Consider the following 26,226-nt stretch of genomic DNA (forward strand, 5'->3'; position numbering starts at 1 on the left):
AGCATGAAACGCAACCAGGGCTTTACCTTGATCGAATTGCTGGTGGTGATGGCGATCATCGCCACGCTGATGACCATCGCCATGCCGCGCTACTTCAACAGCCTCGAGACCTCGCGCGAGGCCACCCTGCGCCAGAGCCTGGCGGTGATGCGCGAGGCGCTGGACCACTACTACGGCGACACCGGTCGCTACCCCGAGTCGCTGGAACAGTTGGTCGAGCAGCGCTACCTGCGCGGCGCGCCGCTGGACCCGATCACCGAACGCCGTGACGGCTGGCTGCTGGTGGCACCGCCTGAAGGCGTCGCCGGCGCCGTTGCCGACATCAAAAGCGGTTCAACCGGGAGGGCCCGTGATGGCAGCCTTTATGCCGAGTGGTAATGCCGGGCAGGCAGGCTTCACCTACCTGGGCGTGCTGTTGCTGATCGCCGTCACCGGCATGGCCCTGGCGGCCACCGGCACGCTGTGGTCGACCGTCGCCCAGCGCGAGCGCGAACGCGAGCTGCTGTGGGTCGGCGGCCAGTATGCCCAGGCCCTGCGCAGCTACTTTCGCGCCTCACCTGGCCTGGCCCAATACCCGCAGAGCCTTGAGGAGCTGCTGGAGGATAGCCGTTACCCCAACCCCAAGCGGCACCTGCGCAAGTTGTACCCGGACCCGATCACCGCCAGCGATGACTGGGGCCTGCTGCGCTCGATCGACGGGCGCATCACCGGCGTCTACAGCCGCTCCCAGGCCCTGCCGCTCAAACGCACCGGCTTTGCCGGGCAATGGTCGGAGTTCGACGGCCTTGAGCACTACAGCGACTGGCAGTTCGTCGCCGAAAAGGCCTTCAACGAAAGCGCCGCCGGCGCACGCAAGGGCCTGGCCCAGGGAGCCGGGCAATGAACCGCCGCCTCAGTGCCCTGGCCCTGGCCCTGGTGCTGCTGGCCGGCACCGCCCGGGGCGGCGCCGAGGACGAGATGATGGGCTTTATCGTCGACAACACCATCTCGCACATCGGCCACGACTTCTATTACAGCTTTGCCGAGCGGCTGCGTGCCACCAGCCGCCTGGATTTCAACCTGGTGGTACGTGAACGACCCGACCCGCGCTGGGGTAGCCTGGTGACGGTCGAGTACGAGCAACGCGTGCTGTACCGGCGTTTTCTGCCACCCAACACCACCGAGCTTAAGGACGCCGCCTACGAGGCTGCGGACCTGGTCAAGGCGCAGATCATCCAGCGCAAGCTGCAGATGCTGCTGCAGGACACCACTGATCTGGAGAGGGACGAGCTATGAACAACAACAAAACCTGCAGCCTGGCCTCGCTGGTATTGCTGGCGAGCCTCGCCAGTGCAGCCAGCGCCACGGAACTGGTCTACACCCCGGTCAACCCGGCGTTTGGCGGCAACCCGCTGAACGGCACCTGGCTGCTCAACAACGCCCAGGCGCAGAACGATCACGAAGACCCGGCCATCAAGGACCGCACCTCGGCCTTTGCCAGCACCTCGGCACTGGAGCGTTTCACCAGCCAGCTGGAGTCGCGCCTGCTCTCGCAACTGCTGACCAACATCAACAACGGCAACACCGGCAGCCTGCAGACCGACGCCTTCATCATCAACGTCATCGACGACTCGGGGGCCCTGAGCATTCAGGTGACCGACCGGGTAACCGGGGAAATCTCGGAAATTCAGGTCAACGGCCTGAACCCTTGAAGGGCCAGGACAACGGGGAGAGACAGCCATGAAACGATTTCTGAGCACACTGCTGATCCTGGCCGCCTTGCAAGGCTGCAGCCTGCGCGAACCGATGCCGGCCGAACAGGACAGCGAAAGCCCGACCCTGACGCCACGGGCCTCGACCTACTACGACCTGCTCAACATGCCGCGGCCCAAGGGCCGGCTGATGGCGGTGGTGTATGGTTTTCGCGACCAGACCGGGCAATACAAGCCGACCCCGGCCAGCTCGTTTTCCACCAGCGTCACCCAGGGTGCGGCGAGCATGCTGATGGATGCCCTGCAGGCCAGCGGCTGGTTCGTGGTGCTTGAGCGCGAAGGGCTGCAGAACCTGCTGACCGAACGCAAGATCATTCGCGCCTCGCAGAAAAAGCCCGACACCCCGGTGAATATCCAGGGCGAGCTGCCGCCGCTGCAGGCGGCCAACCTGATGCTCGAAGGCGGCATCATCGCCTACGACACCAACGTGCGCAGCGGCGGCGAGGGCGCGCGCTACCTGGGTATCGACCTGTCGCGCGAGTACCGGGTCGACCAGGTCTCGGTCAACCTGCGGGCGGTGGACGTGCGCAGCGGCCAGGTGCTGGCCAACGTCATGACCAGCAAGACCATCTACTCGGTCGGGCGCAGCGCCGGGGTGTTCAAGTTCATCGAATTCAAGAAGCTCCTGGAAGCCGAGGTCGGCTACACCACCAACGAACCGGCGCAGCTGTGCGTGCTGTCGGCGATCGAGGCGGCGGTGGGGCACTTGCTGGCCCAGGGCATTGAACGGCGCCTGTGGCAGGTGGCGGGGGATGGCAGCGGCGACAAGGCGGTACTGGACAAATACCTGAGCCAGTACCAGAGCCCTGAGTGAGTGTGTCAGTGGCTGGGGCAGCCCTGTTCCTTGACGATCCGCTGGGTCGAGGCCGGGTTGTTGACCAGCTTGGCCGCCGAGCGCGCCGGGCGTTTGACCAGCTCACCGCCGCAATTGGGGCACTGGCCCTTGAGCTGACGTTCGTTGCAGTCACGGCAAAAGGTGCATTCGAACGAGCAGATCAACGCATCCGCGCTATCTCCGGGCAGGTCGCTGCCACAGCATTCACAGTTGGGGCGCAATTCGAGCATGGTCAGGTCCTCGCAGGCGGAACGGAATCGTCAGTGTATACGCTCAGGGCCGAAACAGGTGGGCGTGGCCAGCGCGGTACAGCGCCGACTCGCTGAAGCTGTCGTTGCCCAGCACCCGGCCTACCAGAATCAGCGCGGTACGGCGAAAATCCTTCGCTGCCGCCAGCTCGACAATCGTCTCCAGGGTGCCCAGCACCCAGTCCTGGTCCGGCCAGGTTGCGCGGTGCACCACGGCAATCGGGCAGTCGCCGCCATAGTGCGGGCGCAGCTCTTCGACGATTTTAGCCAGGTGCTTGACCCCCAGGTACACTGCCAGGGTGGTCTGGTGGCGGGCCAGGTCGGCCAGTTGCTCGCCAGCCGGCATGGGTGATTTGTCGGCGTAGCGGGTGAGGATCACACTTTGGGCGATGTCCGGCAGGGTCAGCTCGCAGCCGAGCAGGGCGGCGCTGGCGGCCACGGCGGTGACGCCGGGGACGATCTCGTAGGGGATGCCCAGCTCGCGCAGGTAGCGGATCTGCTCGCCGATGGCGCCATACAGGCTGGGGTCGCCACTGTGCACCCGGGCGACGTCCTGGCCATTGTCGTGGGCGCTTTTGATGGCTTCGATGATCTGCGCCAGGTGCAGTTCGGCGCTGTTGATCAGGATTTCGGCGCGGTGACCTTCCAGCACTGCGGGCGGCACCAGGGAGCCGGCGTAGATGATCACCGGGCAGCGCTGGATCAGGCGCTGGCCCTTGACGGTGATCAGCTGCGGATCGCCGGGGCCGGCGCCGATGAAATAGACGGTCATGGGGTGTCCTTGCGGGTAAAGGGCTGATTATCAGCGAAAACCGCTGGTGCAGGCCAATGCCAGGCTGGCGTCGGCCTGCAAGGTGCGAGTGACCAGCAGCCGGGCCGGGCCGCCGAGCTGCTCGGCCAGGGCCAGGGCGGCGCTCTCGGCCACGCCATAACAGCCGCTGTGCTGGAAGGCTACCGCAGAGCGATGGCTCAGCTGTGATTCGAAAGCGGCCAGCTGCGCCGCACTGTAGAACCGCAGCGGCACGCCCAGGCGCCGGGCCAGTTCATGCAGGCCGGTTTCGTCGTGCTTGAGGTCGATGCTGGCAAGGCCCATGACCGCGCCGGGCGGCAGGTCATGGGCGAGCAGGGTGCGGGTGAGCAGCTCGCTCAGGGCATCGGCCGGGCAGCCGCGACGGCAACCCAGGCCGAGGTACAGCTGCATAGTTCAGGCCTGGCTCGAACGGCGGTACAGCCAGGCGCTGATCAGCCCCAGGGCCAGCCAGAATGCGGCGTTGGTCAGCAGCGAGGCGACCTTGAACTCGGCTTCCAGGGCTTCTGGCGCAAGCATCTGGTGCACCTCCGGCTGTGGCGCGCCAATCACATGCGGCACTACCAGCAAGACTGCGCCGACTATCTTCAGCAGCCAGTTGTGGGCAAACACGATCAAGGCCAGGCCCACGGCGGTGGCGGCAGCGGTGCCAACCCACCAGGCCTGGCGCTGGGCCAGGTCGGCGGCAGCGGTACCCGGCAGTTCCGGTGGCAGGCCCAGGGTCGGCGCCAGGCAGAACACGGCAAAGCCGCCCAGGCCCCAGAGCGCGCCGCTGATCACGGTTTTCGGTGCGCGCAGGGTGTAGAGCGCGGCGAGGATCAGGGCGAAACCGACCGCCACCACCAGATTGCCACCGGTGGTCGACAGCACACGCTGCCAGCCGTCTTGCGGCGACCAGGCTTCGCTGTCGTGATGATGCTCGGCGGTGCCGGCGGCATGTTCATGGGGCGCTTCGAGCGCAGGCGCGGCGCTTTCATAGGTTTCCGCCTGGAGAATCAGCGGCGCGACCCAGAAGCTTTGCAGCAGGGTCAGTAGCAGGGCGGCCAGCAGGCCGGTAAAGCCTGCGGTACTGGCAATACGCTTGATCATCGGGGCAGCACTCAGTGGCAAGGGAAGGCGGCGCTGTGGCGGGTATCGTGGGCAGCGTTGTGCACCGCTTCGATGTGCGAGAAACCGGCGAAGTACACCAGGCACAGGCCCAGCAGCGAGGCGCCGACAGCAACCAGCAGGCGCTGGCTGAGGCTTGACGGGGTAACGGCTTGGTTAATGGCGGTACTGGTACGCATGGCGCTTTCCTCTTGGTGTTGTCGGCAACAGGCAAGCGCAGCAAACCCCTGCGCGGCGTTCGCCCAGGGGTTGTAACAGCGCCCGCCCACCGCGGGTTTGTTCGGTCAAGCGTTGGGCCGGTCTCCGGGCTGGTGAGGGTTGGCCGCAGGCCACACCACAGGCGTCACCTTCCCATGCCAGACAGCGGGCACAGTGGCTCTGACGCTTTTCTCACTTACCGTTGCGGGGGCAGCACCGGACTTGCCATACACCCTATAAAGAGCGTACGACGCACCGGTTTCCCAGTTTCACCCTCAAGGGGCACCCAAACGAATGGCGTTAGCAAATCACGGGCGCGGGCAGGCGTCAATCGTGACAGCAGTTGACCGCTCACCGGGCACTGCGTAGCCTAGCCGCTTCGAGGTTCTTCGGCGCTGGCCGAAGCTAAGACGGGAACGCGGTTCAAGCCGCGGCTGCCCCCGCAACTGTAAGCATTGAAGGGTTCGACACAGCCACTGCAGCACGTGCGGGAAGGCGTCGTTCGACTGGCCACTGCGCCGGTGCAATGCAAGCCAGGAGACCTGCCTCGAACAGTTTCCGACATTCAACCGGGCGGGGTGATCCGGTGGCGAACAGGCCAGGTGCACAACACCTTTGGCGCTCGTCCCGCATGCCCGCCATCCTGCCAAGGGCATCGAAATGAAAACACTGGCCAAACTCCCCGTCACCATCGTTACCGGCTTCCTCGGCTCGGGCAAGACCACGCTGCTGCGGCACATGCTCGACAACGCCCAGGGGCGGCGCATCGCGGTGATCGTCAACGAGTTTGGCGAGCTGGGCATCGACGGCGAAATCCTCAAGCAATGCAGCATCGGCTGCACTGAAGAAGAGGCCAGCGGCCGCGTCTATGAGCTGGCCAACGGCTGCCTGTGCTGCACCGTGCAGGAAGAGTTCTTCCCGGTGATGCGCGAGCTGGTGGCGCGTCGCGGCGACCTCGACCACATCCTCATCGAAACCAGCGGCCTGGCCCTGCCCAAGCCCCTGGTACAAGCCTTTCAGTGGCCAGAAATCCGTAACGCCTGCACCGTTGATGCAGTGATCACCGTGGTCGACAGCCCGGCTGTTGCCGCCGGCACCTTTGCCGCCTACCCGGAGCAGGTCGATGCGCAGCGCAAGCTCGACCCCAACCTTGACCACGAATCGCCACTGCACGAGCTGTTCGCCGACCAGCTGGCCAGCGCCGACCTGGTGGTGCTGAACAAGGCCGACCTGATCGCCGCCGACGACCTGGCCAAGGTTCGCGCCGAAGTCGAAGAAGAGCTGCCGCCGGCGGTCAAGGTGATCGAAGCCAGCAGCGGCCGCCTGCCGCTGGAAGTGTTGCTGGGCCTGGGTGCCGAATCCGAGGCGCACATCGATGGCCGCCGCACCCACCACGACTCGCACCACGACGGTGACGATCACGACGACCATGACCACGACGCCTTCGACTCGATCTCCATCGAGCTGCCGCAAGCCGACGAAAGCCTGCTGCTCGACGCCCTGACCCAACTGGTGGTGCAACACGGCATCCTGCGGGTCAAAGGTTTTGCGGCGATCCCGGGCAAGCCGATGCGCCTGCTGATCCAGGGCGTAGGCACCCGTTTCGACAAGCACTTCGACCGCGCCTGGCGCAGCGAAGAGCCGCGCACCACGCGCCTGGTGCTGATCGGCCAGGAGCTGGATGCGCCGCAGCTGCAAGCGAGCCTGCGCGCCGCCCTGGGCGCCTGACCCATGCACCTGCTGCGGACCCAGCCCGGTGGTTTTGTACCGGACGACAGCATTGCCGACCTCGGCCAGACCCCGGCCGAGCTGGTAATCCTCTGCAGCGGTGACTCGCACCTGGCGCTGCTGGCCGAAACCGCCCAGCAGCTGCCCGAGGATTTCCCCAGCCTGCGTCTGGCCAACCCCATGCAGGTACAGAATCATGCCTCGGTCGACCTGTATGTCGACCAGGTGCTGCGCCATGCCAAGGTTATCCTGGTGTCGCTGCACGGCGGCGTCGGTTACTGGCGCTATGGTGTGGAGCAACTGCTGGAACTGGCCGCCCGTGGCGTGCAGTTGATCCTGGTGCCCGGCGACGACCGCCCTGACCCGGAACTGACCGGCCTGAGCACGGTGCCGGCCGAGCAGGCCGAACGGCTCTGGCACTTCTTGCGCCAGGGCGGCAAGGCCAATGCCCTTAACCTGTTCAACTGCCTGGCCAGCCAGTACCTGCAGCGCGACTACCCGTGGAGCGCGCCGCAGCAACTGCCGCGCACCGCGGTGTACCACCCGCGCAAGGCCGCTGCGGCGCTGCAGGACTGGTTCGGTGAGTGGCAGGTCGAGCAGCCAGTGGTGCCGATCCTGTTCTACCGCTCGCACCTGCAGGCGGCCAACACGGCCTTTATCGACACCTTTTGCCAGCGTTTGCAACTGGCCGGGCTCAACCCCTTGCCGATTGCCGTGGCCAGCCTCAAGGAGGTTGCGTGCCTGCAGCAGGTCGAAGACTGGCTGGACCAGGTCGACGCTGCGCTGATCATCAACACCACAGGCTTTGCCCAGTCCAGCCCCGAGCAGCCGCACCTGCGCCCGTTTCGCCGCGACATCCCGGTGTTGCAGGCGATCTGCGCCCAGGACAACGAACCGGCCTGGCAGGCCAGCGAGCAGGGCCTGGGTGCCCGTGACCTGGCCATGCACATCGCCTTGCCGGAGCTGGACGGGCGCATCATCACCCGCCCGGTCAGCTTCAAGGACCTGGCCTGGCGCAGCGAGCGCAGCCAGTCCGATGTGGTCTGCTACCGCGCCCAGGCCGAACGCATGGACTTTGTCGCCGAGCTGGCGCGGCGCTGGTGTGCGCTGGCGCAGATACCCAACGGGCAGAAGCGCGTGGCGCTGATCCTCGCCAACTACCCGACCCGCGATGGTCGCATCGGCAATGGCGTGGGCCTCGATACGCCGGCAGCGGCGCTGAACATCCTGCGCACCCTGCAGGCCCAGGGCTATCCGCTGGCGCCCTTGCCCGACAGCGGCACGGCGCTGATCCAGGCTTTGCTCGGTGGCGTCAGCAACGACCTGGACAGCCTCGACCTGCGCCCGTGCATGCAGAGCATGGCCCTGGAGGACTACCTGGCGGCCTTTGCTACCTTGCCCGAGGCCAATCAGCTCGCTGTGCGCGAGCGCTGGGGCGAACCGAGCCAGGACCCGATGTGGCGCAGCGGGCGGATGATGATCGCCGGCCTGCGCTACGGCCTGACTTTTGTCGGCATCCAGCCGGCACGGGGTTACCAGCTGGACCAGAGCGCGGTCTATCACGACCCGGACCTGGTGCCGCCGCATGGCTACCTGGCGTTCTACTTCTGGCTGCGCCATGGCTTTGCCGCCGATGCGCTGATCCATGTCGGCAAGCACGGCAACCTCGAATGGCTGCCGGGCAAGGGTGTCGGGCTGTCCGATAGCTGCTGGCCGGACGCCTTGCTCGGGCCGCTGCCGAACATTTATCCGTTTATCGTCAACGACCCGGGCGAGGGCGCCCAGGCCAAGCGCCGCACCCAGGCGGTGATCATCGACCACCTGATGCCGCCGCTGACCCGCGCCGAAACCTACGGGCCGTTGCGCCACCTGGAGCTGCTCGCCGACGAGTACTACGAGGCGCAGTTGCTCGATCCGCGCCGGGCCCGCGAGCTGCAGCGCGACATCCTGGCGCTGGTGCGCGACAACCATATCGATCGCGAACTGCAGATCGAAGGCGCCCTGGACGATGCCGCGATCTGGCTGCCACGCCTGGACACCTACCTGTGCGACCTCAAGGAATCGCAGATCCGCGATGGCCTGCACGTGTTCGGCGAGTCGCCGGCCGGGCGCCTGCGTATCGACACCTTGCTGGCGCTATTGCGGGTGGAACGCGGTGATGGGCGCGGGGCCAACGGCAGTTTGTTGCGGGCCCTGGCCAAGGCGCTGAACCTGGGCTTCGACCCGCTCGATTGCGACCTCGGCCAGCCCTGGCAAGGCCCTCGGCCCGCACTCTTGGCGACATTGGACGAAGCCTGGCGCACCGCCGGCGATACCCGCGAGCGCCTTGAGCTGTACGCCAGCCAACTGATCGAGCAGACCCTCGATGGCAGCGTGCAGCTGGTCGGCGGCCCTGAATGGGCACAGGTACAGGCGATTCTCGACGCGCTGGCGCAGCAGGTCGCGCCGCAACTGGACAACTGCGGCCCGGCAGAAATGCACGGCTTGCTGGCTGCCCTCGACGGTCGCTTCGTGCCTGCCGGCCCCAGTGGCGCGCCAAGCCGCGGGCGCCTGGACGTACTGCCGACCGGGCGCAACTTCTATACCGTCGATGTGCGCAACCTGCCGACCACCACCGCCTGGCGCATCGGTTTTGCCTCGGCCAACCTGATCCTCGAACGCCATTTGCAAGACCATGGCGATCACCTGCGCCAGCTCGGCCTGTCGGTGTGGGGCACGGCGACCATGCGCACCGGCGGCGACGATATCGCCCAGGCCATGGCCCTGCTTGGCGTGCGGCCGGTGTGGGCCAGCGGCAGCCAGCGCGTCGACGACTTCGAAATCCTGCCCTTGAGCCTGCTCGACCGGCCACGGGTGGATGTCACCTTGCGCGTCTCGGGGTTCTTCCGCGATGCTTTTGGCAACCTGATCAAGCTGTTCGATGCGGCGGTGCAAGCGGTGGCGGCGCTGGATGAGCCGGATGAGCTCAATCCGCTGGCGGCCAAGGTCCGTAGCGAGCGCGCAGAACTGCTGGCCCAGGGCCTGGACGCCGAACAGGCCGCTCGCCAGGCCGGCTGGCGGGTGTTCGGGGCCAAACCGGGCGCTTATGGCGCCGGCGTGCAGAATGCTATCGACGAACGGTTGTGGAATGACCGCCAGGACCTCGCCGAGGTCTACTTGAATCACGGTGGCTATGCCTATGGCACCGCCGATGACGGCACGCCGGCGCGCGCCGATTTTGCCCGGCGCCTGAGCCAGGTGCAGGCGGTGGTGCAAAATCAGGACAACCACGAGCACGACCTGCTCGATTCCAATGACTACTACCAGTTCCAGGGCGGCATGCTCGCCGCCGTGGAGAGCCTGGGCGGCAGCAGTGTGGCCAGTTACCACGGCGACCACAGCCAGCCGGACCGGCCGCGCATCCGCACCCTGAAAGAAGAGCTGAACCGGGTGATCCGCGCCCGGGCGCTGAACCCCAAGTGGATCGACGGGGTCAAGCGTCACGGCTATAAAGGTGCCTTCGAGCTGGCTGCCACCGTCGATAACCTGTTCGCTTTCGATGCCACCACGCAGTTGATCGACGACCACCATTACCAGTCGCTGGCCGACGCCTATGTGCTCGACGATGCGACCCGCGACTTTATCCGCCAGCACAACCCCGAGGCCTTGCGCGACATCACCGAGCGCCTGCTCGAAGCCCAGCAGCGCGGGCTCTGGCAGGAGCCGGGCGACTACCGTGAAGCGTTGGAAGAACAGCTGCTGGCCGGCGAAGAAGAGAATTGAGATGAGCGAACCTGCACATTTTCCCCTGGCCGCCGTGGTCGGCGCCGATGAGCTGAAACTGGCGCTGTGCCTGACCGCCATCGACCCGAAGATCGGCGGCGTGCTGATCGAAGGCCCGCGCGGCATGGCCAAAAGCACCCTGGCCCGGGGCCTGGCTGATTTGCTCGGCGAAGGGCCGTTCGTGACCCTGCCGCTGGGTGCCAGTGAAGAGCGCCTGGTCGGTACCCTCGACCTGGATGCGGCGCTGGGCCAGGGCAAGGCGCAGTTTTCCCCCGGAGTGCTGGCCAAGGCCGACGGCGGCGTGCTCTATGTGGATGAAGTCAATCTTCTGGCGGATCATCTGGTCGACCTGTTGCTGGACGTCGCCGCCAGTGGCACCAACCGGGTCGAGCGCGACGGCATTTCCCACCGCCACAGTGCCCGTTTCGTGCTGATTGGCACCATGAACCCGGAAGAGGGCGAGTTGCGCCCGCAATTGCTCGACCGCTTCGGCCTCAATGTGCTGCTCGAGGGCCAGCCGTTGCCCGAAGCCCGTGGCCAGATCATTCGCAGGCGCCTGGATTTCGACAGTGATCCCGAGGCGTTCTGTGCCCAGTGGGCACCCGCTCAGGCGGCCCTGCGCGAGCGTTGCCATGGCGCTCGCGAGTGCTTGGCGCAGATTGCCCTGGACGACCTGGCCCTGGCGCAGATTACCGAGCGCTGCTTTGCCGCTGGCGTCGATGGCCTGCGTGCCGACCTGGTCTGGCTGCGTGCGGCCCGGGCCCACGCGGCCTGGCGCGGAGCGCTGGCGATCGAAGCTGAGGATATCGATGCCGTGGCCGAATTCGCCTTGCGCCATCGCCGCCGTGAAGCCCCGGCGCCACAATCGCAAGCGCCAGACAACGGTGCGGCGATGCCGCCATCGGCCGGCCAGCAAGGCCAGGGTCAATGGGGCGAACTGCCGCCACAAGCCACCCCGAGCGGCGCCCGGCGCGAGGTACCGAGCTGGGCAAAAAAGCCCTGAGCATCCGCCGGCACACCAGCGCGGATGCCAGACCCCGACCCGGTGCACTGACTGCGGGCCCGCGTGGGCGTGGCAAGCAGGCTGCATCCGGCGCGGTGGCCTGGCCGGCGACCTTGCTCAAGGGCCGCCCGCGCACGCGCAACGACCTGCGCTGGCAGCAGCGCACGGCCAGCGCCCAAGAGCTGTGGCTGGTGATTGTCGATGCTTCGGCGTCAACCCGCCGTCACCAGGCCCTGAGCCGGGCCAAGGGCATGCTGGCGGGGTTTTTCGATCAGGCCTACCGCAACCGCGCGCGACTGACCCTTCTCACCGCCAGCGGCAATGCGCCGCGCTGGCAACGTCACGGGCTAAAAGCCTCGGCGAGCTTGCAGCCGTGGCTGGAGGCGTTGGGGGCGGGGGGCGGTACGCCATTGCTGGCGGCACTGGAGCAGGCACGGAGTTGGCTGCAGGAGCGTCAACGACGCTATCCGGCAGAACTGCAGCGATGCCTGATCGTGACCGATGGCCGGCTCAAGGCTTGGCAGGCGCTGCAGCCGCTGCCTTGCCAATCGCTGTTGGTGGATATCGAAAGTTCGCCGGTCAAGCTGGGAAGGGCACAGTTACTTGCGCAACAACTGCATGCCGATTACCAGCACCTGGAGACACTGGCACTGCTCGGCGGATAACCTGGTATCAATAAAAACAACTGCGGCCAAGTGTCGCAGTTTGTCCAGCGAGTTATAGCAAAGTTGCCAAAGGCGTGCGCGAATACAGCGCCTTTGGCAATTAACCGCTATTACTTGGGCATCGACCAAGGCTGCAACGCATAACCTTTCTCGCTCAACTCGGCGCGAACTTCTTCAATCAAATTAGCCAGTTGCGCAGGGTCGGAGTAGGTGCTGCAAGGGACTTGCTTGCTGCCAATTCGGGTGCTGGTCCGGTCGATGACTGCCAGGCTCAACTCACCGGTACCGTTGGGTACATCCCAGGCAACACACTGGAAAGGTTCAAAGGCGTGGTCGGCAATCAGCAGGGCATCGTTGATACGCAGCGGGGCGTTCATGGGTTCGGTCTCTCTGTGGGCCCAAACATGGAATAAACCCGCGCGCCTGTTTGCGCAGCGGTGAGTTACTTGTACTGATGCACCCGACCGGGGGGTAAGTCACACTTCTTTTAAAAATAGTTGAATACCGCTCATCGGTTGATGACGGGGCACCTGGCATTTTTGTCAGTAGCGGCCATGTCAGGAGCGGCGTTGAATAGGGCCAGCCACAGCGCTTATGCGCCAATGACGGGAGGATGGGATGCGCCAAGGTGTAGTAACCCAGCAACTTTTGCCGGCGCCGGTCGTACTTGAAGCCGTTGGCAACAACCTCGTCGATACCCTTGAGCGTGCGACGGTACAAATCCCGGTGTATGCGCAAATGGCCGCCAACCAGCTGGTGCGAATGATCTGGGATGGGCGGCGGGAAAACAATCAGCACTATTTGCATACCGAGGATCGGATCGTTGACGCCGACAGGGTGGGAGAGCCTATCGATTTCCTCGTGCTGGCCGAACATATCGCCCCGCTCAACAAGGGCCTATTGATGGTGCGGTATCGTGTATTTGATTTTGAAACCGACTGGCACGAATCTGACCAGCTGGATCTGGAAGTCGGGCGCACAGACCTGGTGCTGTCTCCCCCTTTGGTAGACGAAGCCAAGGAGGGCAGGCTGGATCCAATCGGTCTGACAACCGCTACTGTGCGCGTGGTTGTCTACGATGGCATGTTAGTTGGACAAAGGGTTTATCTGGAGTGCCTTCGAACAGGTGGCGGGGGCAGCTATCTGAGGGACAAGGAGGTGACCGCCTTAACGGACCTGACCTTTGACCTGCCTGTCGAATTCATTATTCCGACCATCGGCCAAAATATCTTGTTCCGATACTGGGTGGTGGAGCCAGGTGTACGGACCCGGCACTCGCAGTTACTGTCGTTATGGATCAGGCTCCAGACCCTGGAACTGCAGCAGCCCTGCGTTACTCAGGCCACGGCGGGACAGCTTGATCCTTTGCAAGCGTTATCCGGGGTAAACATCAAGGTTGGTTACCCGCACATGACCGTGCAGGAAAACATTACCTTGAACTGGACCGGCTCGGCCATTGGATCGACCATTAGCGAACCGCTCAGGGGAGATCCTCGCGGTGAAGTCGAATTTACCCTTGCCCCTGAGCTTGTGGGCGCAAACATCGGGCCCAGCTTGCGCACGGTACAGGTCCGCTATGACGTCGAGCGCGTGGGCGGCGGGGCACAGCGGTCGCCGCTGTTGAGTCTGGGCATACGGCCCCTGGCAGGGCTGGCGCAGCCCGCCGTCGCCGGTGTGATTGGAACGACACTGGACCTTGATCGAGTAACCGACAATCCCCTGGTATCGATAATGCGGTGGAGTTTCGCCCACGCAGGGCAACGCGTGTGGCTGCGTTGTCATGGCACCAAGCTCAACGGTGATGCCGATGTCATCGAGTTGGGCAGCGCCGCCGAGGTGAATGAAGGCGAAGCCGCAAATGGCCTGAGCAGGGCGATCGCGCGCAACCGTCTGGTGCTTCTGCGGGATAACTCCGAACTACGGGTGGAATTCAAAGTCAGCTTCGCGCGCACGCAACAAGAAGCCGACGCGGTTACCTTCCCCTTGCTCCGCCTGACGCTGCGTACGGGTCTTAGCATTGCCCCAGAGCTCCTGGTGTTGAATGGTCCGGCAGTCCGGGTGACGAAAAACTGGCAACAGACCAGGGACTTTTCTGGCAACACTTCGCAGCGCCAGCCTACGGGTGGCCAACCGCCGTATACCTATGTCGCCGGTAACCCCGAGATAGCCGCTGTGGATCAACAGGGGAAAGTCACCGGCATGGGCAACGGGACAACCACCATCACGGTTCGCGATGCTAACCAGCGCAGCGTTGCCTACACGGTGCAGGTGTCGAACATACGCTGGCTCAATGTCGACGAGCTCTCCACGTCCTATGCGACCGGCTTGCAATTGATGCAGAGTCGGGGCGGCAGCCCGGTGCAGGCGAGTGATGAAGCGTTGTTGCTGGGCCACTATGCGCAGCCGTTTCCATCGCTGATGCGGCGCTACTTCTTCATGTTTACCAACGGTCAATGCCCCGGAGCCGAGCGCGTCTATGAAGTGGGCTCGGCTAATACCTTTCGCTGTAATTCCCGCTCTATCAATGCGGGCGGTTGGTTTCTGACAAGCACAAGGCCCGCTGACTGAATCTGGTATGGGACATTAAAACGATTCTCCACCGAGCAAAGAGGTGCATCATGTCATACCGTTCACGTCGTACCTTGGGGCGTCTGGTAGTCGCATCAGCGTTCATCTTGTTAGCAGGCTGCAGCTCATCCGGGGGCGTCAGCAACGAAGAGGTTCAGGTGAATTGTGCGGCGGTCGGGGCGGGTTATCATCCAGACCCCAGCGATTGCACGCGCTATTTCAGGTGTGTGCTAACAGGTGGGCGGTGGCATCGCTTTGACTACAGCTGCCCGGCCGGCAGCTTCTATTCCCCGTCGGCCCAGCGATGCGTGGCGGCCAGCAGTTGCCCGAGTGCCGCTCAACCCGCCACCGGCCAGCTCGACCCGGGCTTGCCCGAACGCCGCCAGCTGGTACGCTGAATACTGAGGATCCAGGCGTTCTAGCGTCAGCAAAATTTATGGGTAGCCGCAGTGATACCCACCCGGTATCCAGCTCGTTGCGGCGCCGCCTTTGACCGCAAATGCTCGACAAATACTCCCTTCCAGCAGACAGACGGTAGTGGGCGATTGACGCATCGTTGCTACTGTTAAAACGGGCCTGCCAACACACTGTTTCTATTTAAAATTCCAACTATTGGCGCCAAGGAATAGGTCATGCTAGAGCCTGCATCCAACCGCCGCCTGCTGATCGTCGATCCTTGCGATGACTGCCATCGTCTATTGCCTGGCTTGCGCAGTGTGGGCTGGGATGTACACAGCTGCACCTTGAACTCGGCCCTGGAACATCCCTGCGACGTCGGGCTGCTGCGTTTGCAGGCTTCGCACCTGCAGCACCCGGATGCGGTCAAGGATTTGATCAGCCGCAGCAATACCGAATGGATCGCCGTACTCAGTCCGCAGGAGCTGCGGGCGCAGAATGTCGGTGATTTTGTCTGCGAATGGTTTTTTGACTTTCATACCTTGCCCTTTGATGTCTCGCGGGTACAGGTCACCCTTGGCCGCGCGTTCGGCATGGCGCGCCTGCGCGGCAAGGGCTATGTGCATGTCGATGAACCGGAGCACGAACTGCTCGGTGACAGCCGGCCGATTCGCGAACTGCGCAAGCTGCTGAGCAAGCTGGCGCCCACCGAGTCGCCGGTGCTGATTCGCGGCGAGAGCGGCACCGGCAAGGAGCTGGTGGCGCGCACCTTGCATCGCCAGTCTCAGCGCCGTGACAAACCCTTCGTGCCGATCAACTGCGGCGCCATCCCCGAGCACCTGATCCAGTCCGAGTTGTTCGGCCACGAGAAAGGCGCCTTCACCGGCGCCCATCAACGCAAGATCGGCCGTATCGAAGCCGCCCACGGTGGCACGCTGTTTCTCGATGAAATTGGTGACCTGCCGCTGGAGCTGCAGGCCAATCTGCTGCGCTTTTTGCAGGAAAAACACATCGAGCGGGTCGGCGGCAGCCAGCCGATAGCCGTCGATGTGCGGGTACTGGCAGCGACCCACGTCGACCTGGAAAAAGCCATCGACAGCGGGCGCTTTCGCGAAGACCTGTATTACCGCCTGAATGTCCTGCAGGTGGTCACCGCGCCGCTGCGCGATCGCCATGGTGACCTGTCGATGCTGGCCAGTCATTTCTCGCACTTCTACAGCCTGGAAACCGGCCGCCGGCCCCGCTCCTTCAGCGAAGACGCCCTGGTGGCCATGGGCAAGCACGACTGGCCCGGCAACGTCCGTGAGCTGGCCAACCGCGTGCGCCGCGGCCTGGTTCTGGCCGAAGGCCGGCAGATCGAGGCACAGGATCTGGGCTTGCTGGGCCAGCACGAGTTCGCCCCGAGCATGGGCACCCTTGAAGACTACAAGCACCGGGCCGAGCGCCAGGCCTTGTGCGACGTGCTCAACCGCCACAGCGACAACCTGAGCATCGCAGCCAAGGTGCTGGGGGTTTCCCGGCCGACCTTTTACCGGCTGCTGCACAAGCATCAGATTCGTTGAGTCGTGACCAATGCGCATGAAAAAGCCCGCTGAAGCGGGCTTTTTCATGGCTGTGAACCTTAGAAGTAGTAAGGGAATTTCAGACTGAAGGAGAAATCCGGCGAGTCGTCGGTCAGTCCAATGGACAGGTTGGGGACGATGGTCAGGTTGTCGGTGGCGGCCAGGGTCATGCCGATGTTGAAGTTGGCCGCGTTGTAGTCGCTGCTGGGCACCGATTGCCAGTCACCGCCATCGGGTTTGATCTTGCTCTTGCTGGCAAACTGGTCAGTGAACGAGAACGACATACTCATCTTCTCGTTAAGGGCAAAGGCGATACCGGCGCCAATCTGCCAGGAGTCGCCCAGTTTCACGTCACCTGCGACCTTGGTGTTGATCGTCGGGCTGATGTCGCTGAACGAGTCCTGCATGTTGTAGGTATACGACAGGCTGCCGAACAGCACCGCCGGGTCGAAGGTCTTGACCAGCGAGATACCCGGTGTAATCGCCCAGACGCCGTTGCCGGTGGGCAGGCTCTCAGGCACCGAGAGGTTGTCGTTGGTCGGGTCGTTGACCAGCTTGATGCCGTAGGGGTCTTTGCCGGTGGGGGCCTTGACCCGCAGGGTGGCGACCGCGTCGGGCCAGTTTTCCGACTCATCGAGGAACTTGTAGGCAATGCCGACGTTGACATCGCCAATGGTTGGATCGCGCCTGACGGTCGCATCGGAAGTAACCGGGCCGGCACCGCCGGCACCGCCGGAGGAATAGGTGGATTCACGGTAGATCACCGGGACGTTGATATCGAACTGCCAACGCTGATCGAGGTTGTAGCGGGCGGTCAGGTCCAGGGTCCAGTTGTCGGCCTTGATGCGGTCGAGGTTGATGTTGCCGAGGAAGATCGAGTCCAGCGCCAGAAAACCGTTGAGGACCAGGGCGCGGGTGTCGTAGTGGGTGTAGGTCAGGCCGGTTTCGACGCTGAACCTGCCGCCACCAAAAAAGCCGCTGGCTTCGTCATACAGGTTGGAAACGCTTTGCGCCGGTTCCGAGTCGTCTTTGAGCGACTGCCCATAAGAGCTGCCGGTGGTTCCCGGCGCACCGGTGGCCACGGTCTGGCCGCCCTTGACGGTTTCGGCGGGGGATTTGGTCAGGCGTCTGGGCGCGGGTGCTGCCGGTGCTGTTTCGACCTGGCGAACGCGCTGTTCAAGGACCATCAACGCGTTCTGCTGGGCTTCGTAGCGTTGTTTCAACTCCATGAGTTCTTGTTTTAGTGCTTCGACCTGGGGGTCGGCTGCTGCGTAGAGCAATGTGGCCGGGGTCAGGCTACTCAAACAGACAATAGCTCTGAAGGTTAACGATCGGTGCATGGGTTAGCCGTCCCTTCTGACTACAAGTGATGAGACAGAGCGTAGATCAGAAACCGAGAGTGCGAAGGCCTTTGAGCTGGTCCAGGTTACCGTTCAGCGCCCCGGCGCTCGGCACGTTGTCACGCAGCACGACGTTCAGGGAGGTGAGGTTGCTGACCTTGTTGCCAGCGCCGAGCAAGGTGGTGTTCTGCATCAGCCCACCCTGGGCCAGGCGCTGCACGGTGCTGCCCTGGTTGTTGTTGGCGATGATGTTGAATTGCACGCCGCTGCCGGTTGAGGACACACTCAGCGAACCCGCGCCGTTGGCGCCGACCAGGGTGGAACCTGCGGCCAGGGCCTCGCCCTGTGGCTGCGTGGCTGCTGCGGGCGCCTGGTTGGCCTTGGTGACGTTGATATCGACGTTGTTGTAGGCGCTGTTGTTGTCGCCGGCGGCGCGCACCACCTGGGTCACGCCCTCGGTGCTGTTGAGGCCACTGCCACCGGTGACGCTACCGCTGCCGACACTCTGCGAGCGCGCCGCGCCGCTGCCTTTTTCGTCGATCATCGACACGTAGAACTGCGGCTTGATCGTCGTTTGCTGGATTTGCATCGAAGACCTGGCGCCAATCACTTCGCCATTGGCGTTTTGCCAGGTGCTGCTCATGACAATGCCAAAGCTGATGATCCGCCCGGGCATGACAAAGCGGCCGCGCAGGTTGGCCAGTTCCTGATCCTTCAGTTCAATGGGCTTGAGCGTCTGGGCCTGGGTTGGCAGGCTGGCGGCCAGGCAAAGCACGGCGAGCCAGATAGAAGTCTTCATGGGATGCTCCCGGAGCCTCATGCTCCCTTGTCATTAGAAGAAGTCGCTTTGGATGAAGCCGAAATCCATCAACTCAGCGTCTTGCACCGGGGTGAAGGTATTGATGCGGTTCTTGGCCGTGAGCGGCAGTGGTGGGTCGAGCAAGGCGTTGGCCTTGTCGTAGCCCCGGCCGATGACGGCGAAGAGAATGCCGTTCCAGCCTTTGACGAAGTCTTCGATCTTGTAGCGTTTATGGCCGAGCACCGGGTCGCCGATGTACACCCAGCCGTTGTGGACTTTCTGCATGACCACGAAGTGCTTGTAGCCGCGCACGTCCATCAGCACCACCACCGGAATGCGCACGCTCTGCAAGGCGTCCAGTTGTACCCGGTAACCGCGGGCGCGCATCCCGAGGCTTTCGACGTAGCGCTTCATGTCGAGCATGGAAAAGCCCTGGACCCGCACCACATCATGGTCGGAGTGGGCGAGCATGCCTTCGATGATCTGTTCTTCGCTGACGTCCAGCCAGTAGGCCTGGCGCAAGATGGTCGCCAATGCCGCGGCGCCACAGCTGAAATCGGTTTTCTGTTGCACCAGGTCGGCGAATTTGCGTTCACGCACGCTCTGGATGGGCTTGAACACCACCGCACCACCCGGTAATACCGAAAGCGGCAATTGCGCCGCTTCGCTGATGCTGCTCAGGCAGAGCAAAAATGCCAAGGCGATAACGCGCATGTCCGACGCCCCCCTGATGGTGTTGAAAAAGGCCCCCCGAAGGGGGCCTCCAGATCACAGCATTTACATCGAGGTGTTGGAGATGGCCAGCGAGTTGCTTTGCTGGTTGCCCACACCGGCTGCTACGTTGACGCCCAGGTTGCCGCTGCCGCCGTTCACCGAACCGCTCAGGGTTGCAGTGTTGGTTACAGGGTTGGCCCAGCCGGTTGGAGTCAGCACTTGATAAGAGAAAGTATTGCTCAAATCATAAGAGCTGCTTTCACTGTAGCTTTTCGCTTTGTTGTACTCAGACTCGGAGGATTTGCTGCCCGATTTTTCGAACGAAGAATCGAAGGCTTTTTCGAACGAAGAGCTCTTGGACTTATCGTACGAAGAGCTGGACTCTTTGTTCCACGACTTGTCGATATCAACATCCAGCGAGGCAGTCAGCGAAGCATCGGCCGACTGCGAGCTGCTGCCGCTGTGATGACGGCCATAGTCATAGGACGAGTTTCTGCTGGCTTCAACCGATGCATCCAGCGAAGCGGTCAGAGAAGCACTGCTCGAGCCGCTGGCTTCATGGTTTTTAGAACCGCTAGCTTCGGAGTTGTGCGAGCCGCTGGCATTGAAGCTGTTGGCGCCGGCGAGCTCGAAGCTCGAAGAGTTGCTCTTGCTGCCGCTGGCTTCCATGGACTTGTCGTAGGAAGCGCTGCCACTGGCGGTTTTGGTCACCGTCAGGGTATCGACACGATAGGTACGGTCAGCGTTGTTGTTGACGGTCAGGCCAGGGCCGCTTTGCTCGGCGGAGGCGGTGGCGGTTGCGTTACCCAGTGCAGCGTTGGTATTGGCAATTGCCATGGTGTTTTTCTGTTGGTTCAGGTCGCCACCGGCAATGTTGATGCCCATGTTGCCGCTGCCGTTGTTGCCCGAACCGCCCATGACCGCCGAGTTGGTGCTGCCGTAGTTGTCGACCCGGTTGTTGTTGCTGTATTGCGAGACCTTGGCGGTCGCCGTTGCGTTGCCGAACACGAAGGTGTTGTCGATTTCCGAGTTGTCGGTGGCGGCGTTGGCGATGGCGGCGGCGTTGTCTTGCTGGTTGCCGGCACCGGCAGCCACGTTGACGCCGACGTTACCGCTGGTGCCGGTGGCCGAGCTGCTCATTTCGGCTTCGTTCACAGTGCCTTCGTTGCGGATGCGGTTGTTGGTGCTGCTTTGCTTGTCCCACGCGTTGGCGGTCGCGTTGATCGAGATTTTGGTGGGAGGAGGAGGGGTGTGGTGGCCATTGTTGTGATGACCGTTATGGCCATGGCCACGTGGTTCGTTCTGCCCAGCTTGTACAGCAACAGCCATGACCGCAGCAATTGCGAAAACCAGAGGCTTGAGTGCCATCGAAGGTTTCATGGTGATTCTCCGTACTTTATTTTAGGTTAAGTGTTGTTCCTAACTATTTGGGTCAGTCCGCGACCCGGATGCTCAGGGTGTTGGCCGTTCGGTTTCCCACCCCGGCACTCTGATTCAGCTGAATCACCCCACGGCTACCGGTGAAGGCCTGGTCACTGGTAGTGACCTGGCGAAAGCCGGGTGCGGAGTCAGCTGAGTCGGAGTTGTTGAGCAGCGCCACGTTCTGTTGCATGAGGACGCTGTCGTCGATACTTTGCGGACCGGAACTGATGCTGATCCGCATGGCGTTGGCTTGCTGGTTGCTGGCCCCGGCACTCTGGTTGACGCCCAGGGCGCCGCTGCCGTGGCTGAAAGAGTTGCCCTGGATGTTCGACTGGGCATCGATGCTTGGGTCTACTGTCGTGCGCAGGCGCTGGCGGATCTGGGTGCTGGCGCTGGCGCCATGGCCCACCGCGATGGCCCGGGCGTTGGCCTGTTGCTGCTGATCGCCGGCAGCCTGGTTGACCGTGAGGTTGCCCTGGTACTGGGCACCGGAATTGTCGATGTTGGCGTTATTGACGACGGGGGGCTGGGCGAAGGCCGGTACACTGCAGAACATGGCCAGAATCAGCAACGAGTGCTTCATCTCACTTGCCTCCGGTGAGGATCTGCAGGGGCGCGAGGCCTTTCTGCACGCTGGAATTGACCATGTTGGAGATGCCGTTGCCGGAGTTGCCGGAACGTCCACCGGCCAGGTTCGGCAGTTGCGTCTGGTTATTGATGTTGCTGCCCAGGTTATTGGTCTGCTGGGTGACCATGGCGCCGATTCCCGAGCCGCTGGTGATCGAGGCAAAATCGCCGTCGCTCAGCTCGTTGGTTTGCTTGAGGATCTGCGCCGACGGGTTGGTGTTGACCGTGGTCGGATAAGGGTCGGGCGCCAGCGGTGGGCGCATGGCGTTGCGCGGCTGCACATCGCGGGTGATGACGACGATGCCGTTCTCGGCCTGGGCCGGCAGGCTCAAGCTCAGGCTTGAACTCACTGCACAGGCAAGCAGCAGGAGGCGGTAGATGCCTTTATCAATCTTTCCCACGATGGCAATTCCTTCTTATGGTGCGCTGGCCCTGTTCAGCGTTGCGAAGAAGAGAGCAGAAGGTGTGCCGGTTTTTATTTATCAAGCGAAAACAATGGCTTGGTTTTATGCTTGGCCAGGGTCAAAAAAATGTTGTAACGCCGCTGAGACACCGGCGCTGTTCAGCACCTGATACTGCGGGCGCCACGGCCCGGCAACAGGCATGCCCGGGGATTGTTTCAGCGGCTTAACACTTTTCTCCGGGCACGGGCTGGCCGCTTTAGCTCGCGGCTTTGCGCAGGTGAGAGTGTTTCAGGAATGGACACTGTGCAGCGCGCAGCTGCTCAGGTCTTGAGCAACTGCGCAACTGCGGCAAAGGCTGCGCGCCGGCGCTGCGCCCAGTCGCCTTGCACGACCTGGAACGCTTGCTGGTGCTGCGCCAGCCACTCGCCCGTGGCATTGAAAAACGCCATACGTTCGGCCAGCAGCGGCTGGCAACGCTGGCCATCGTCGTGCCAGGCAACGGCCTCGGGGCTGAGCAGCAAGTGCAGGTCGTAGTGACGGGCCAGCAGCGCCTGTTCCAGCCACGCCGGGCAATCGCCGAACAGCGTGCGGCTCCAGAGCATGTTGCTCAGCAGGTGGGTGTCGAGGATCAGCAGCGCCGGTTGCCGCGCTCGTGCGGCGTCTTCCCAGGCCAACTGCCCGCGGGCAATGGCCGGGATGTCGGCATAGCAGGTGTCACGCGCCTGCTCGTCAATGAAGTGGCGCACGTACTCGCCCACCCGTTCGCCACCGAAGTGCGCCTGGATTTCGGCGCTGAGCCAGCTTTTACCGCTGGATTCAGGGCCGGTGAGTACCACTACCTTCATGCGTAGGTCAACGCCGGATCGCGTCGCCAGTCGCGCCAGCCCTGTACCGCGATCAAGGTGAACAGGGCATAGAGCGCGGCGGTCAGGTACATGGCCTTGGACAGGAACAGGCCGACGAAAATAACATCAAGCACCACCCACAGCGGCCAGCACTGCAGGCGCTTTTGCGCCATCCACCATTGCGCCACCAGGCTGAAACCGGTCAGCGCGGCGTCCAGCCAGGGGTGGGCGGCGTCTGTCCAGGTGGCCATGGCCGCGCCCAGGCCGAGGCTGCCGAGCAAGCCAATGCCCAGGCCAAAGGCAACCGAATGCGCCGGCAACAGGCTGACCTGGCGAGCTTCGCGCGTGCTGCCCGGCCGCGTCCATTGCCACCAGCCATAAAGTTGCAGCACGGCATACACCAGTTGCAGGAGCATGTCCGAATACAGCTTCACGTCATAGAAGACCCAGGTGTACAGCAACACCATCACCAGGCCGATCGGCCAGCACCAGGGGTTCTGTTTGGTCGTGAGCCACACGGCGATAACGCCGAGCACGGCGGCGAACAGTTCGAGGCCGGACATCGGCGTTCCTTGGAGGGTTCGAGGGTAGGGCGGGGATTGTACCTTGTGGCACGCCAAGCGCCACTAGTGCGCTGGCGAAGTAGCCGCAGGTACGCTCCCCGGGGCCCAACCGTCAGACCCGGAACTGACTGAGGGTTCGATCCAGCTGCTCGCTCAGGCGGTTCAAGGCCACGCCGGCACTGCTCGACTGCTGTGCGGCCGTTGCCGTCTGACGCGACAGGTCGGCCGTCTCGGTAACGTTGCGGTTGATCTCCTCGACCACATGGGACTGCTGCAGGGTAGCGCTGGCAATCGAGGCATTGAGCGCGGTCAGGTTGTGCAGCGCCTGGCTGATGGCGTCCAGGCTGACTCCGGCTTCGCTGGCTTGTTCGACGGTCTGGCGCGAGGCTTCGCTGCTGGCGTCGATGGCTTTCACGGCCGCCTCGGACTGGCCTTGCAGGTGTTCGATCATGCTCTGGATTTCGGCGGTGGACTGTTGGGTGCGCTGGGCCAGCAGGCGCACTTCGTCGGCCACCACGGCAAAACCGCGGCCCTGTTCACCGGCCCGCGCCGCTTCGATGGCGGCGTTCAAGGCCAGCAGGTTGGTCTGTTCGGCAATCGAGCGGATCACTTCCAGTACGCTGCCGATGCGCGTGCTCTGACCGGCCAGGGCGCGGATCACCTGCACCGCTTCATCGATGGTCGTCGATAGTTGGTCGATGCGCTGCAGGCTGCCGTGGATGCTGTGTTGCCCCTGTTCGGCGCGCAACTGGGCGTCATGCATTTCGCTGGACGCCTGTTCGGCATTCTTCGCCACATCCTGCACGGCGTAGGTCACTTCGTTGATGGCCGTGGCCACCTGCTCCATTTGCTGGGATTGCTGCTCGCTGCGCTGCTGGGCCTGGCCGGCGTTGTTGCCCACATCGCTGGCCGATTGCGCCAGGGCATGCACCGCGCCCTGCAACTGGCTGATCACGCCCTGCAACTTACCGGTAAAGCTGTTGAAGTGGATGCCCAGCTGGGTGACTTCATCGTTGCCGTGGGTATCCAGGCGCCGGGTCAGGTCGCTCTCGCCACTGGCAATGGTGGCCATGGCATCGACAGCTTCCTGCAGCGGCCGGGCGATACTGCGGGCAATCAGCACCACCAGCAGGGTCATGACCAGGGCGATGCCCAGGCCGAGGATCGAGGCATCGCGCAACTGGCGCAAAAACTCGTCCTGCATGTCATCGATGTAAACGCCCGAACCGATCACCCAACCCCAGGGCTTGAACAGCTGCACGTAGGAGGTCTTTTTCACCGGCTCGCTGGCGCCGGGCTTGGGCCAGCGGTAGTCGATGCTGCCGGCGCCCTTGGCCTTGGCCAGGGCGGCCATTTCGTTGAACAGGGCAAAGCCGTCCGGGTCGCGGATTGCCGAAAGGTCCTGGCCGTCGAGCTTGGGGTTGGTCGGATGCATGATCATCTTCGGCCCCAGGTCGTTGATCCAGAAATAGTCATTCTGATCGTAACGCAGGCCGCGCACCGCGCTCAGGGCCTGTTGCTGGGCCGCGTCGCGGCTCAATGTGCCGGCTGCTTCCAGCCCTTGGTAATACGCCAGCACGCCAGCGGCGGTTTCTACCACATGGCGGGTTTTTTCCGCCTTGGCCTGGTACAGGTCGCCATGAATCTGGCGCAGCATCAGCAAACCGAGGGTTACCAGCATCACCACTGCCACTACCAGGATCAGCCACAAACGCCGGCTGATCGACATACTGCGAAGAGTCTTCATGGAATGCTTACCTCGAGTTCTTTTTTATTGTTGCCCACATCCAAGCATGCTTTGCCTCCCGCCACCTACTCGACCAAGGACTAAGTGCTTGATTCGTTGAGGTCTGTTGCGTCGTCCCAGCAGCGTTTATCCGAGAGGTCTGATAGGATTTCGGCCTCGACGGGATAAACCTGAAGGCCGCGTGAACTTTTCTGCTGGCTTTGCGACCAACTGTCGCTGTAAAACGGCCAGGCGCTGAACAGCCATTGGCAACTAAAAGACTATAAAGGGGCATGCCACAGGCATTGCCCCACGGGGGAAGCATGGATCTTTGGACCGGCCTGCAGGCTGTCATTCTAGGTATTGTCGAAGGCTTGACGGAGTTCTTGCCGATCTCCAGTACCGGCCACCAGATTGTCGTGGCCGACCTGATCAATTTCGGTGGTGAGCGGGCCATGGCCTTCAACATCATCATCCAGCTGGGCGCGATCCTGGCGGTGGTCTGGGAATTTCGCCGCAAGATCTTCGAGGTGGTGGTGGGGCTGCCGCGTCAGCGTGAGGCCCAGCGCTTTACGGTCAATCTGCTGATCGCCTTCATGCCGGCGGTGGTGCTGGGGGTGCTGTTTGCCGACCTGATCCATGAGTACCTGTTCAACCCCATCACCGTGGCCGCCGCCCTGGTGGTTGGTGGCGTGATCATGCTCTGGGCCGAGCGCCGCGAGCATGTGATCCGCGTTGACCAGGTCGACGACATGCGCTGGTCCGACGCCCTGAAGATTGGTTGCGCTCAGTGCCTGGCGATGATCCCGGGTACTTCGCGCTCCGGCTCGACCATCATTGGCGGCCTGCTGTTCGGCCTGTCGCGCAAAGCAGCCACCGAGTTCTCGTTCTTCCTGGCCATGCCGACCATGGTCGGTGCGGCGGTGTATTCGGGCTACAAGTACCGCGATCTGTTCCAGCCAGACGACTTCCCGGTATTTGCCATCGGCTTTGTGGTCTCGTTCATCTTCGCCATGATCGCGGTACGCGGCCTGCTCAAGTTCATCGCCAACCACAGTTACGCGGCCTTTGCCTGGTACCGTATCGTGTTCGGTTTGATCATCCTCGGCACCTGGTTGTTCGGCTGGGTTGACTGGACCACGGCGCACGGTTGAG

The 26,226-nt window shown here is 63.2% G+C and carries 29 protein-coding genes, 1 pseudogene and 2 riboswitches; of the genes and pseudogenes, 14 read left to right on the forward strand and 16 right to left on the reverse strand.

The annotated features are described in order from the left end of the window. The first annotated feature begins 3 nt into the window (after positions 1–3). The 5 genes from JYG36_RS13290 to JYG36_RS13310 are packed head-to-tail and all read left to right on the forward strand — an operon-like array spanning position 4 to position 2,565. Entirely contained in the window at positions 4–378 is a 375-nt protein-coding gene (locus JYG36_RS13290) for a type II secretion system protein (protein WP_093382267.1), read from the forward strand. Next, entirely contained in the window at positions 353–883 is a 531-nt protein-coding gene (locus tag JYG36_RS13295) for a type II secretion system protein (RefSeq protein WP_045198314.1), read from the forward strand. Before JYG36_RS13290 ends, JYG36_RS13295 begins: the two co-directional genes overlap by 26 nt. After that, complete coding sequence (csgE, locus tag JYG36_RS13300) at positions 880–1,275, forward strand: curli production assembly/transport protein CsgE (protein WP_045198315.1); 396 nt, start codon at positions 880–882, stop codon at positions 1,273–1,275. The genes JYG36_RS13295 and csgE overlap by 4 nt, the downstream gene beginning before the upstream one ends. Further along, a complete protein-coding gene (locus JYG36_RS13305) occupies positions 1,272–1,691 on the forward strand; it encodes a curli assembly protein CsgF (RefSeq protein WP_045198317.1) in 420 nt (139 codons plus the stop codon). The genes csgE and JYG36_RS13305 overlap by 4 nt, the downstream gene beginning before the upstream one ends. Before the next feature lie 28 nt (positions 1,692–1,719). Then, positions 1,720–2,565: a CsgG/HfaB family protein gene (locus JYG36_RS13310; protein WP_093382277.1), complete on the forward strand. Its 846-nt coding sequence runs from the start codon at positions 1,720–1,722 to the stop codon at positions 2,563–2,565. A 5-nt stretch (positions 2,566–2,570) separates the two neighbouring features. Here the strand turns inward: JYG36_RS13310 and JYG36_RS13315 are convergent, their stop codons facing one another. The 5 genes from JYG36_RS13315 to JYG36_RS13335 are packed head-to-tail and all read right to left on the reverse strand — an operon-like array spanning position 2,571 to position 4,928. After that, positions 2,571–2,816, reverse strand: coding sequence for a DUF1272 domain-containing protein (locus tag JYG36_RS13315; RefSeq protein ID WP_045198320.1), 246 nt, complete (start codon positions 2,814–2,816; stop codon positions 2,571–2,573). Between the two features lie 43 nt (positions 2,817–2,859). After that, the gene (gene cobM, locus JYG36_RS13320; protein WP_213601034.1) at positions 2,860–3,606 is read right to left on the reverse strand and encodes a precorrin-4 C(11)-methyltransferase; all 747 of its coding nucleotides are present in this window, start codon (positions 3,604–3,606) and stop codon (positions 2,860–2,862) included. Between the two features lie 30 nt (positions 3,607–3,636). Beyond that, positions 3,637–4,035, reverse strand: a complete 399-nt coding sequence (locus JYG36_RS13325; protein WP_093382287.1) for a cobalamin biosynthesis protein — start codon at positions 4,033–4,035, stop codon at positions 3,637–3,639. A gap of 3 nt (positions 4,036–4,038) precedes the next feature. Next, positions 4,039–4,731, reverse strand: a complete 693-nt coding sequence (locus JYG36_RS13330) for a CbtA family protein (protein ID WP_045198325.1) — start codon at positions 4,729–4,731, stop codon at positions 4,039–4,041. 11 nt (positions 4,732–4,742) lie between these two features. Further along, the gene (locus JYG36_RS13335) at positions 4,743–4,928 is read right to left on the reverse strand and encodes a CbtB domain-containing protein (RefSeq protein WP_036995824.1); all 186 of its coding nucleotides are present in this window, start codon (positions 4,926–4,928) and stop codon (positions 4,743–4,745) included. Positions 4,929–5,026: 98 nt separating this feature from the next. Next, positions 5,027–5,253: riboswitch (cobalamin riboswitch) on the reverse strand. A gap of 59 nt (positions 5,254–5,312) precedes the next feature. Continuing rightward, positions 5,313–5,511: riboswitch (cobalamin riboswitch) on the forward strand. Positions 5,512–5,607: 96 nt separating this feature from the next. Between JYG36_RS13335 and cobW the strand changes: the two genes are divergently transcribed. From cobW to JYG36_RS13355, 4 genes are read left to right on the forward strand one after another with little or no spacing between them, the layout of a single operon-like run. After that, positions 5,608–6,675: a cobalamin biosynthesis protein CobW gene (cobW, locus tag JYG36_RS13340; protein WP_045198466.1), complete on the forward strand. Its 1,068-nt coding sequence runs from the start codon at positions 5,608–5,610 to the stop codon at positions 6,673–6,675. A gap of 3 nt (positions 6,676–6,678) precedes the next feature. Next, the gene (gene cobN, locus JYG36_RS13345; RefSeq protein WP_213601036.1) at positions 6,679–10,437 is read left to right on the forward strand and encodes a cobaltochelatase subunit CobN; all 3,759 of its coding nucleotides are present in this window, start codon (positions 6,679–6,681) and stop codon (positions 10,435–10,437) included. A 1-nt stretch (position 10,438) separates the two neighbouring features. After that, on the forward strand, positions 10,439–11,440 hold the full coding sequence (locus JYG36_RS13350) for a magnesium chelatase ATPase subunit I (RefSeq protein WP_093382295.1): 1,002 nt from the start codon (positions 10,439–10,441) through the stop codon (positions 11,438–11,440). Beyond that, on the forward strand, positions 11,365–12,105 hold the full coding sequence (locus JYG36_RS13355) for a vWA domain-containing protein (RefSeq protein ID WP_093382298.1): 741 nt from the start codon (positions 11,365–11,367) through the stop codon (positions 12,103–12,105). The genes JYG36_RS13350 and JYG36_RS13355 overlap by 76 nt, the downstream gene beginning before the upstream one ends. A gap of 110 nt (positions 12,106–12,215) precedes the next feature. Here the strand turns inward: JYG36_RS13355 and JYG36_RS13360 are convergent, their stop codons facing one another. Beyond that, positions 12,216–12,482 carry a DUF1652 domain-containing protein gene (locus tag JYG36_RS13360; protein WP_093382303.1) on the reverse strand — a complete coding sequence of 89 codons (267 nt, stop codon included), beginning with the start codon at positions 12,480–12,482 and terminating at the stop codon, positions 12,216–12,218. A 241-nt stretch (positions 12,483–12,723) separates the two neighbouring features. Here JYG36_RS13360 and JYG36_RS13365 point away from each other — a divergent pair, with 241 nt between their 5' ends. The 3 genes from JYG36_RS13365 to JYG36_RS13375 all read left to right on the forward strand — a co-directional run bounded on the left by JYG36_RS13365 (position 12,724) and on the right by JYG36_RS13375 (position 16,631). Next, the gene (locus tag JYG36_RS13365; protein ID WP_213601038.1) at positions 12,724–14,673 is read left to right on the forward strand and encodes an Ig-like domain-containing protein; all 1,950 of its coding nucleotides are present in this window, start codon (positions 12,724–12,726) and stop codon (positions 14,671–14,673) included. Between the two features lie 50 nt (positions 14,674–14,723). Then, positions 14,724–15,071 carry a chitin binding peritrophin-A domain-containing protein gene (locus JYG36_RS26825; RefSeq protein ID WP_213601040.1) on the forward strand — a complete coding sequence of 116 codons (348 nt, stop codon included), beginning with the start codon at positions 14,724–14,726 and terminating at the stop codon, positions 15,069–15,071. Between the two features lie 234 nt (positions 15,072–15,305). Next, positions 15,306–16,631 carry a sigma-54 dependent transcriptional regulator gene (locus tag JYG36_RS13375; protein WP_045198338.1) on the forward strand — a complete coding sequence of 442 codons (1,326 nt, stop codon included), beginning with the start codon at positions 15,306–15,308 and terminating at the stop codon, positions 16,629–16,631. A gap of 59 nt (positions 16,632–16,690) precedes the next feature. Here JYG36_RS13375 and fapF read toward each other — a convergent pair whose 3' ends face one another. The 6 genes from fapF to fapA form a co-directional block, all read right to left on the reverse strand. Beyond that, positions 16,691–17,971, reverse strand: coding sequence for a fibril amyloid transporter FapF (gene fapF / locus JYG36_RS13380; RefSeq protein WP_045198339.1), 1,281 nt, complete (start codon positions 17,969–17,971; stop codon positions 16,691–16,693). A gap of 46 nt (positions 17,972–18,017) precedes the next feature. Further along, a complete protein-coding gene (gene fapE, locus JYG36_RS13385; RefSeq protein ID WP_045198340.1) occupies positions 18,018–18,770 on the reverse strand; it encodes a fibril amyloid subunit FapE in 753 nt (250 codons plus the stop codon). A gap of 33 nt (positions 18,771–18,803) precedes the next feature. Then, positions 18,804–19,484 carry a fibril amyloid maturation endopeptidase FapD gene (fapD, locus tag JYG36_RS13390; protein WP_045198341.1) on the reverse strand — a complete coding sequence of 227 codons (681 nt, stop codon included), beginning with the start codon at positions 19,482–19,484 and terminating at the stop codon, positions 18,804–18,806. Between the two features lie 63 nt (positions 19,485–19,547). Next, on the reverse strand, positions 19,548–20,864 hold the full coding sequence (gene fapC / locus JYG36_RS13395) for an amyloid-like fimbrin subunit FapC (protein ID WP_093382316.1): 1,317 nt from the start codon (positions 20,862–20,864) through the stop codon (positions 19,548–19,550). Between the two features lie 52 nt (positions 20,865–20,916). After that, positions 20,917–21,489: a fibril amyloid subunit FapB gene (gene fapB / locus JYG36_RS13400; RefSeq protein WP_045198343.1), complete on the reverse strand. Its 573-nt coding sequence runs from the start codon at positions 21,487–21,489 to the stop codon at positions 20,917–20,919. Position 21,490: 1 nt separating this feature from the next. Further along, positions 21,491–21,934, reverse strand: coding sequence for a functional amyloid chaperone FapA (gene fapA / locus JYG36_RS13405; RefSeq protein WP_093382321.1), 444 nt, complete (start codon positions 21,932–21,934; stop codon positions 21,491–21,493). Between fapA and JYG36_RS13410 the strand changes: the two genes are divergently transcribed. Beyond that, positions 21,912–22,106 carry a hypothetical protein gene (locus JYG36_RS13410; protein ID WP_143013277.1) on the forward strand — a complete coding sequence of 65 codons (195 nt, stop codon included), beginning with the start codon at positions 21,912–21,914 and terminating at the stop codon, positions 22,104–22,106. The two genes, fapA and JYG36_RS13410, sit on opposite strands and share 23 nt — an antisense overlap. Before the next feature lie 151 nt (positions 22,107–22,257). On the opposite strand, the gene JYG36_RS13415 is transcribed toward JYG36_RS13410, so the two are convergent. The 4 genes and pseudogenes from JYG36_RS13415 to JYG36_RS26835 all read right to left on the reverse strand — a co-directional run. Then, positions 22,258–22,782: an AAA family ATPase gene (locus tag JYG36_RS13415; protein ID WP_045198351.1), complete on the reverse strand. Its 525-nt coding sequence runs from the start codon at positions 22,780–22,782 to the stop codon at positions 22,258–22,260. Beyond that, the gene (pnuC, locus tag JYG36_RS13420) at positions 22,779–23,345 is read right to left on the reverse strand and encodes a nicotinamide riboside transporter PnuC (RefSeq protein ID WP_045198353.1); all 567 of its coding nucleotides are present in this window, start codon (positions 23,343–23,345) and stop codon (positions 22,779–22,781) included. Before pnuC ends, JYG36_RS13415 begins: the two co-directional genes overlap by 4 nt. A 112-nt stretch (positions 23,346–23,457) precedes the next feature. Then, a complete protein-coding gene (locus JYG36_RS26830; protein WP_371128679.1) occupies positions 23,458–24,192 on the reverse strand; it encodes a methyl-accepting chemotaxis protein in 735 nt (244 codons plus the stop codon). Positions 24,193–24,363: 171 nt separating this feature from the next. Next, positions 24,364–25,092 (reverse strand): annotated as a pseudogene (locus JYG36_RS26835) (cache domain-containing protein); the annotation flags it as partial. A gap of 302 nt (positions 25,093–25,394) precedes the next feature. On the opposite strand from JYG36_RS26835, the gene JYG36_RS13430 reads away from it, so the two are divergent. Next, a complete protein-coding gene (locus JYG36_RS13430) occupies positions 25,395–26,225 on the forward strand; it encodes an undecaprenyl-diphosphate phosphatase (RefSeq protein ID WP_093382336.1) in 831 nt (276 codons plus the stop codon). Position 26,226 lies beyond the last annotated feature (1 nt).

It is taken from the genome of Pseudomonas sp. SORT22, assembly GCF_018417635.1.
Lineage (GTDB): Bacteria > Pseudomonadota > Gammaproteobacteria > Pseudomonadales > Pseudomonadaceae > Aquipseudomonas.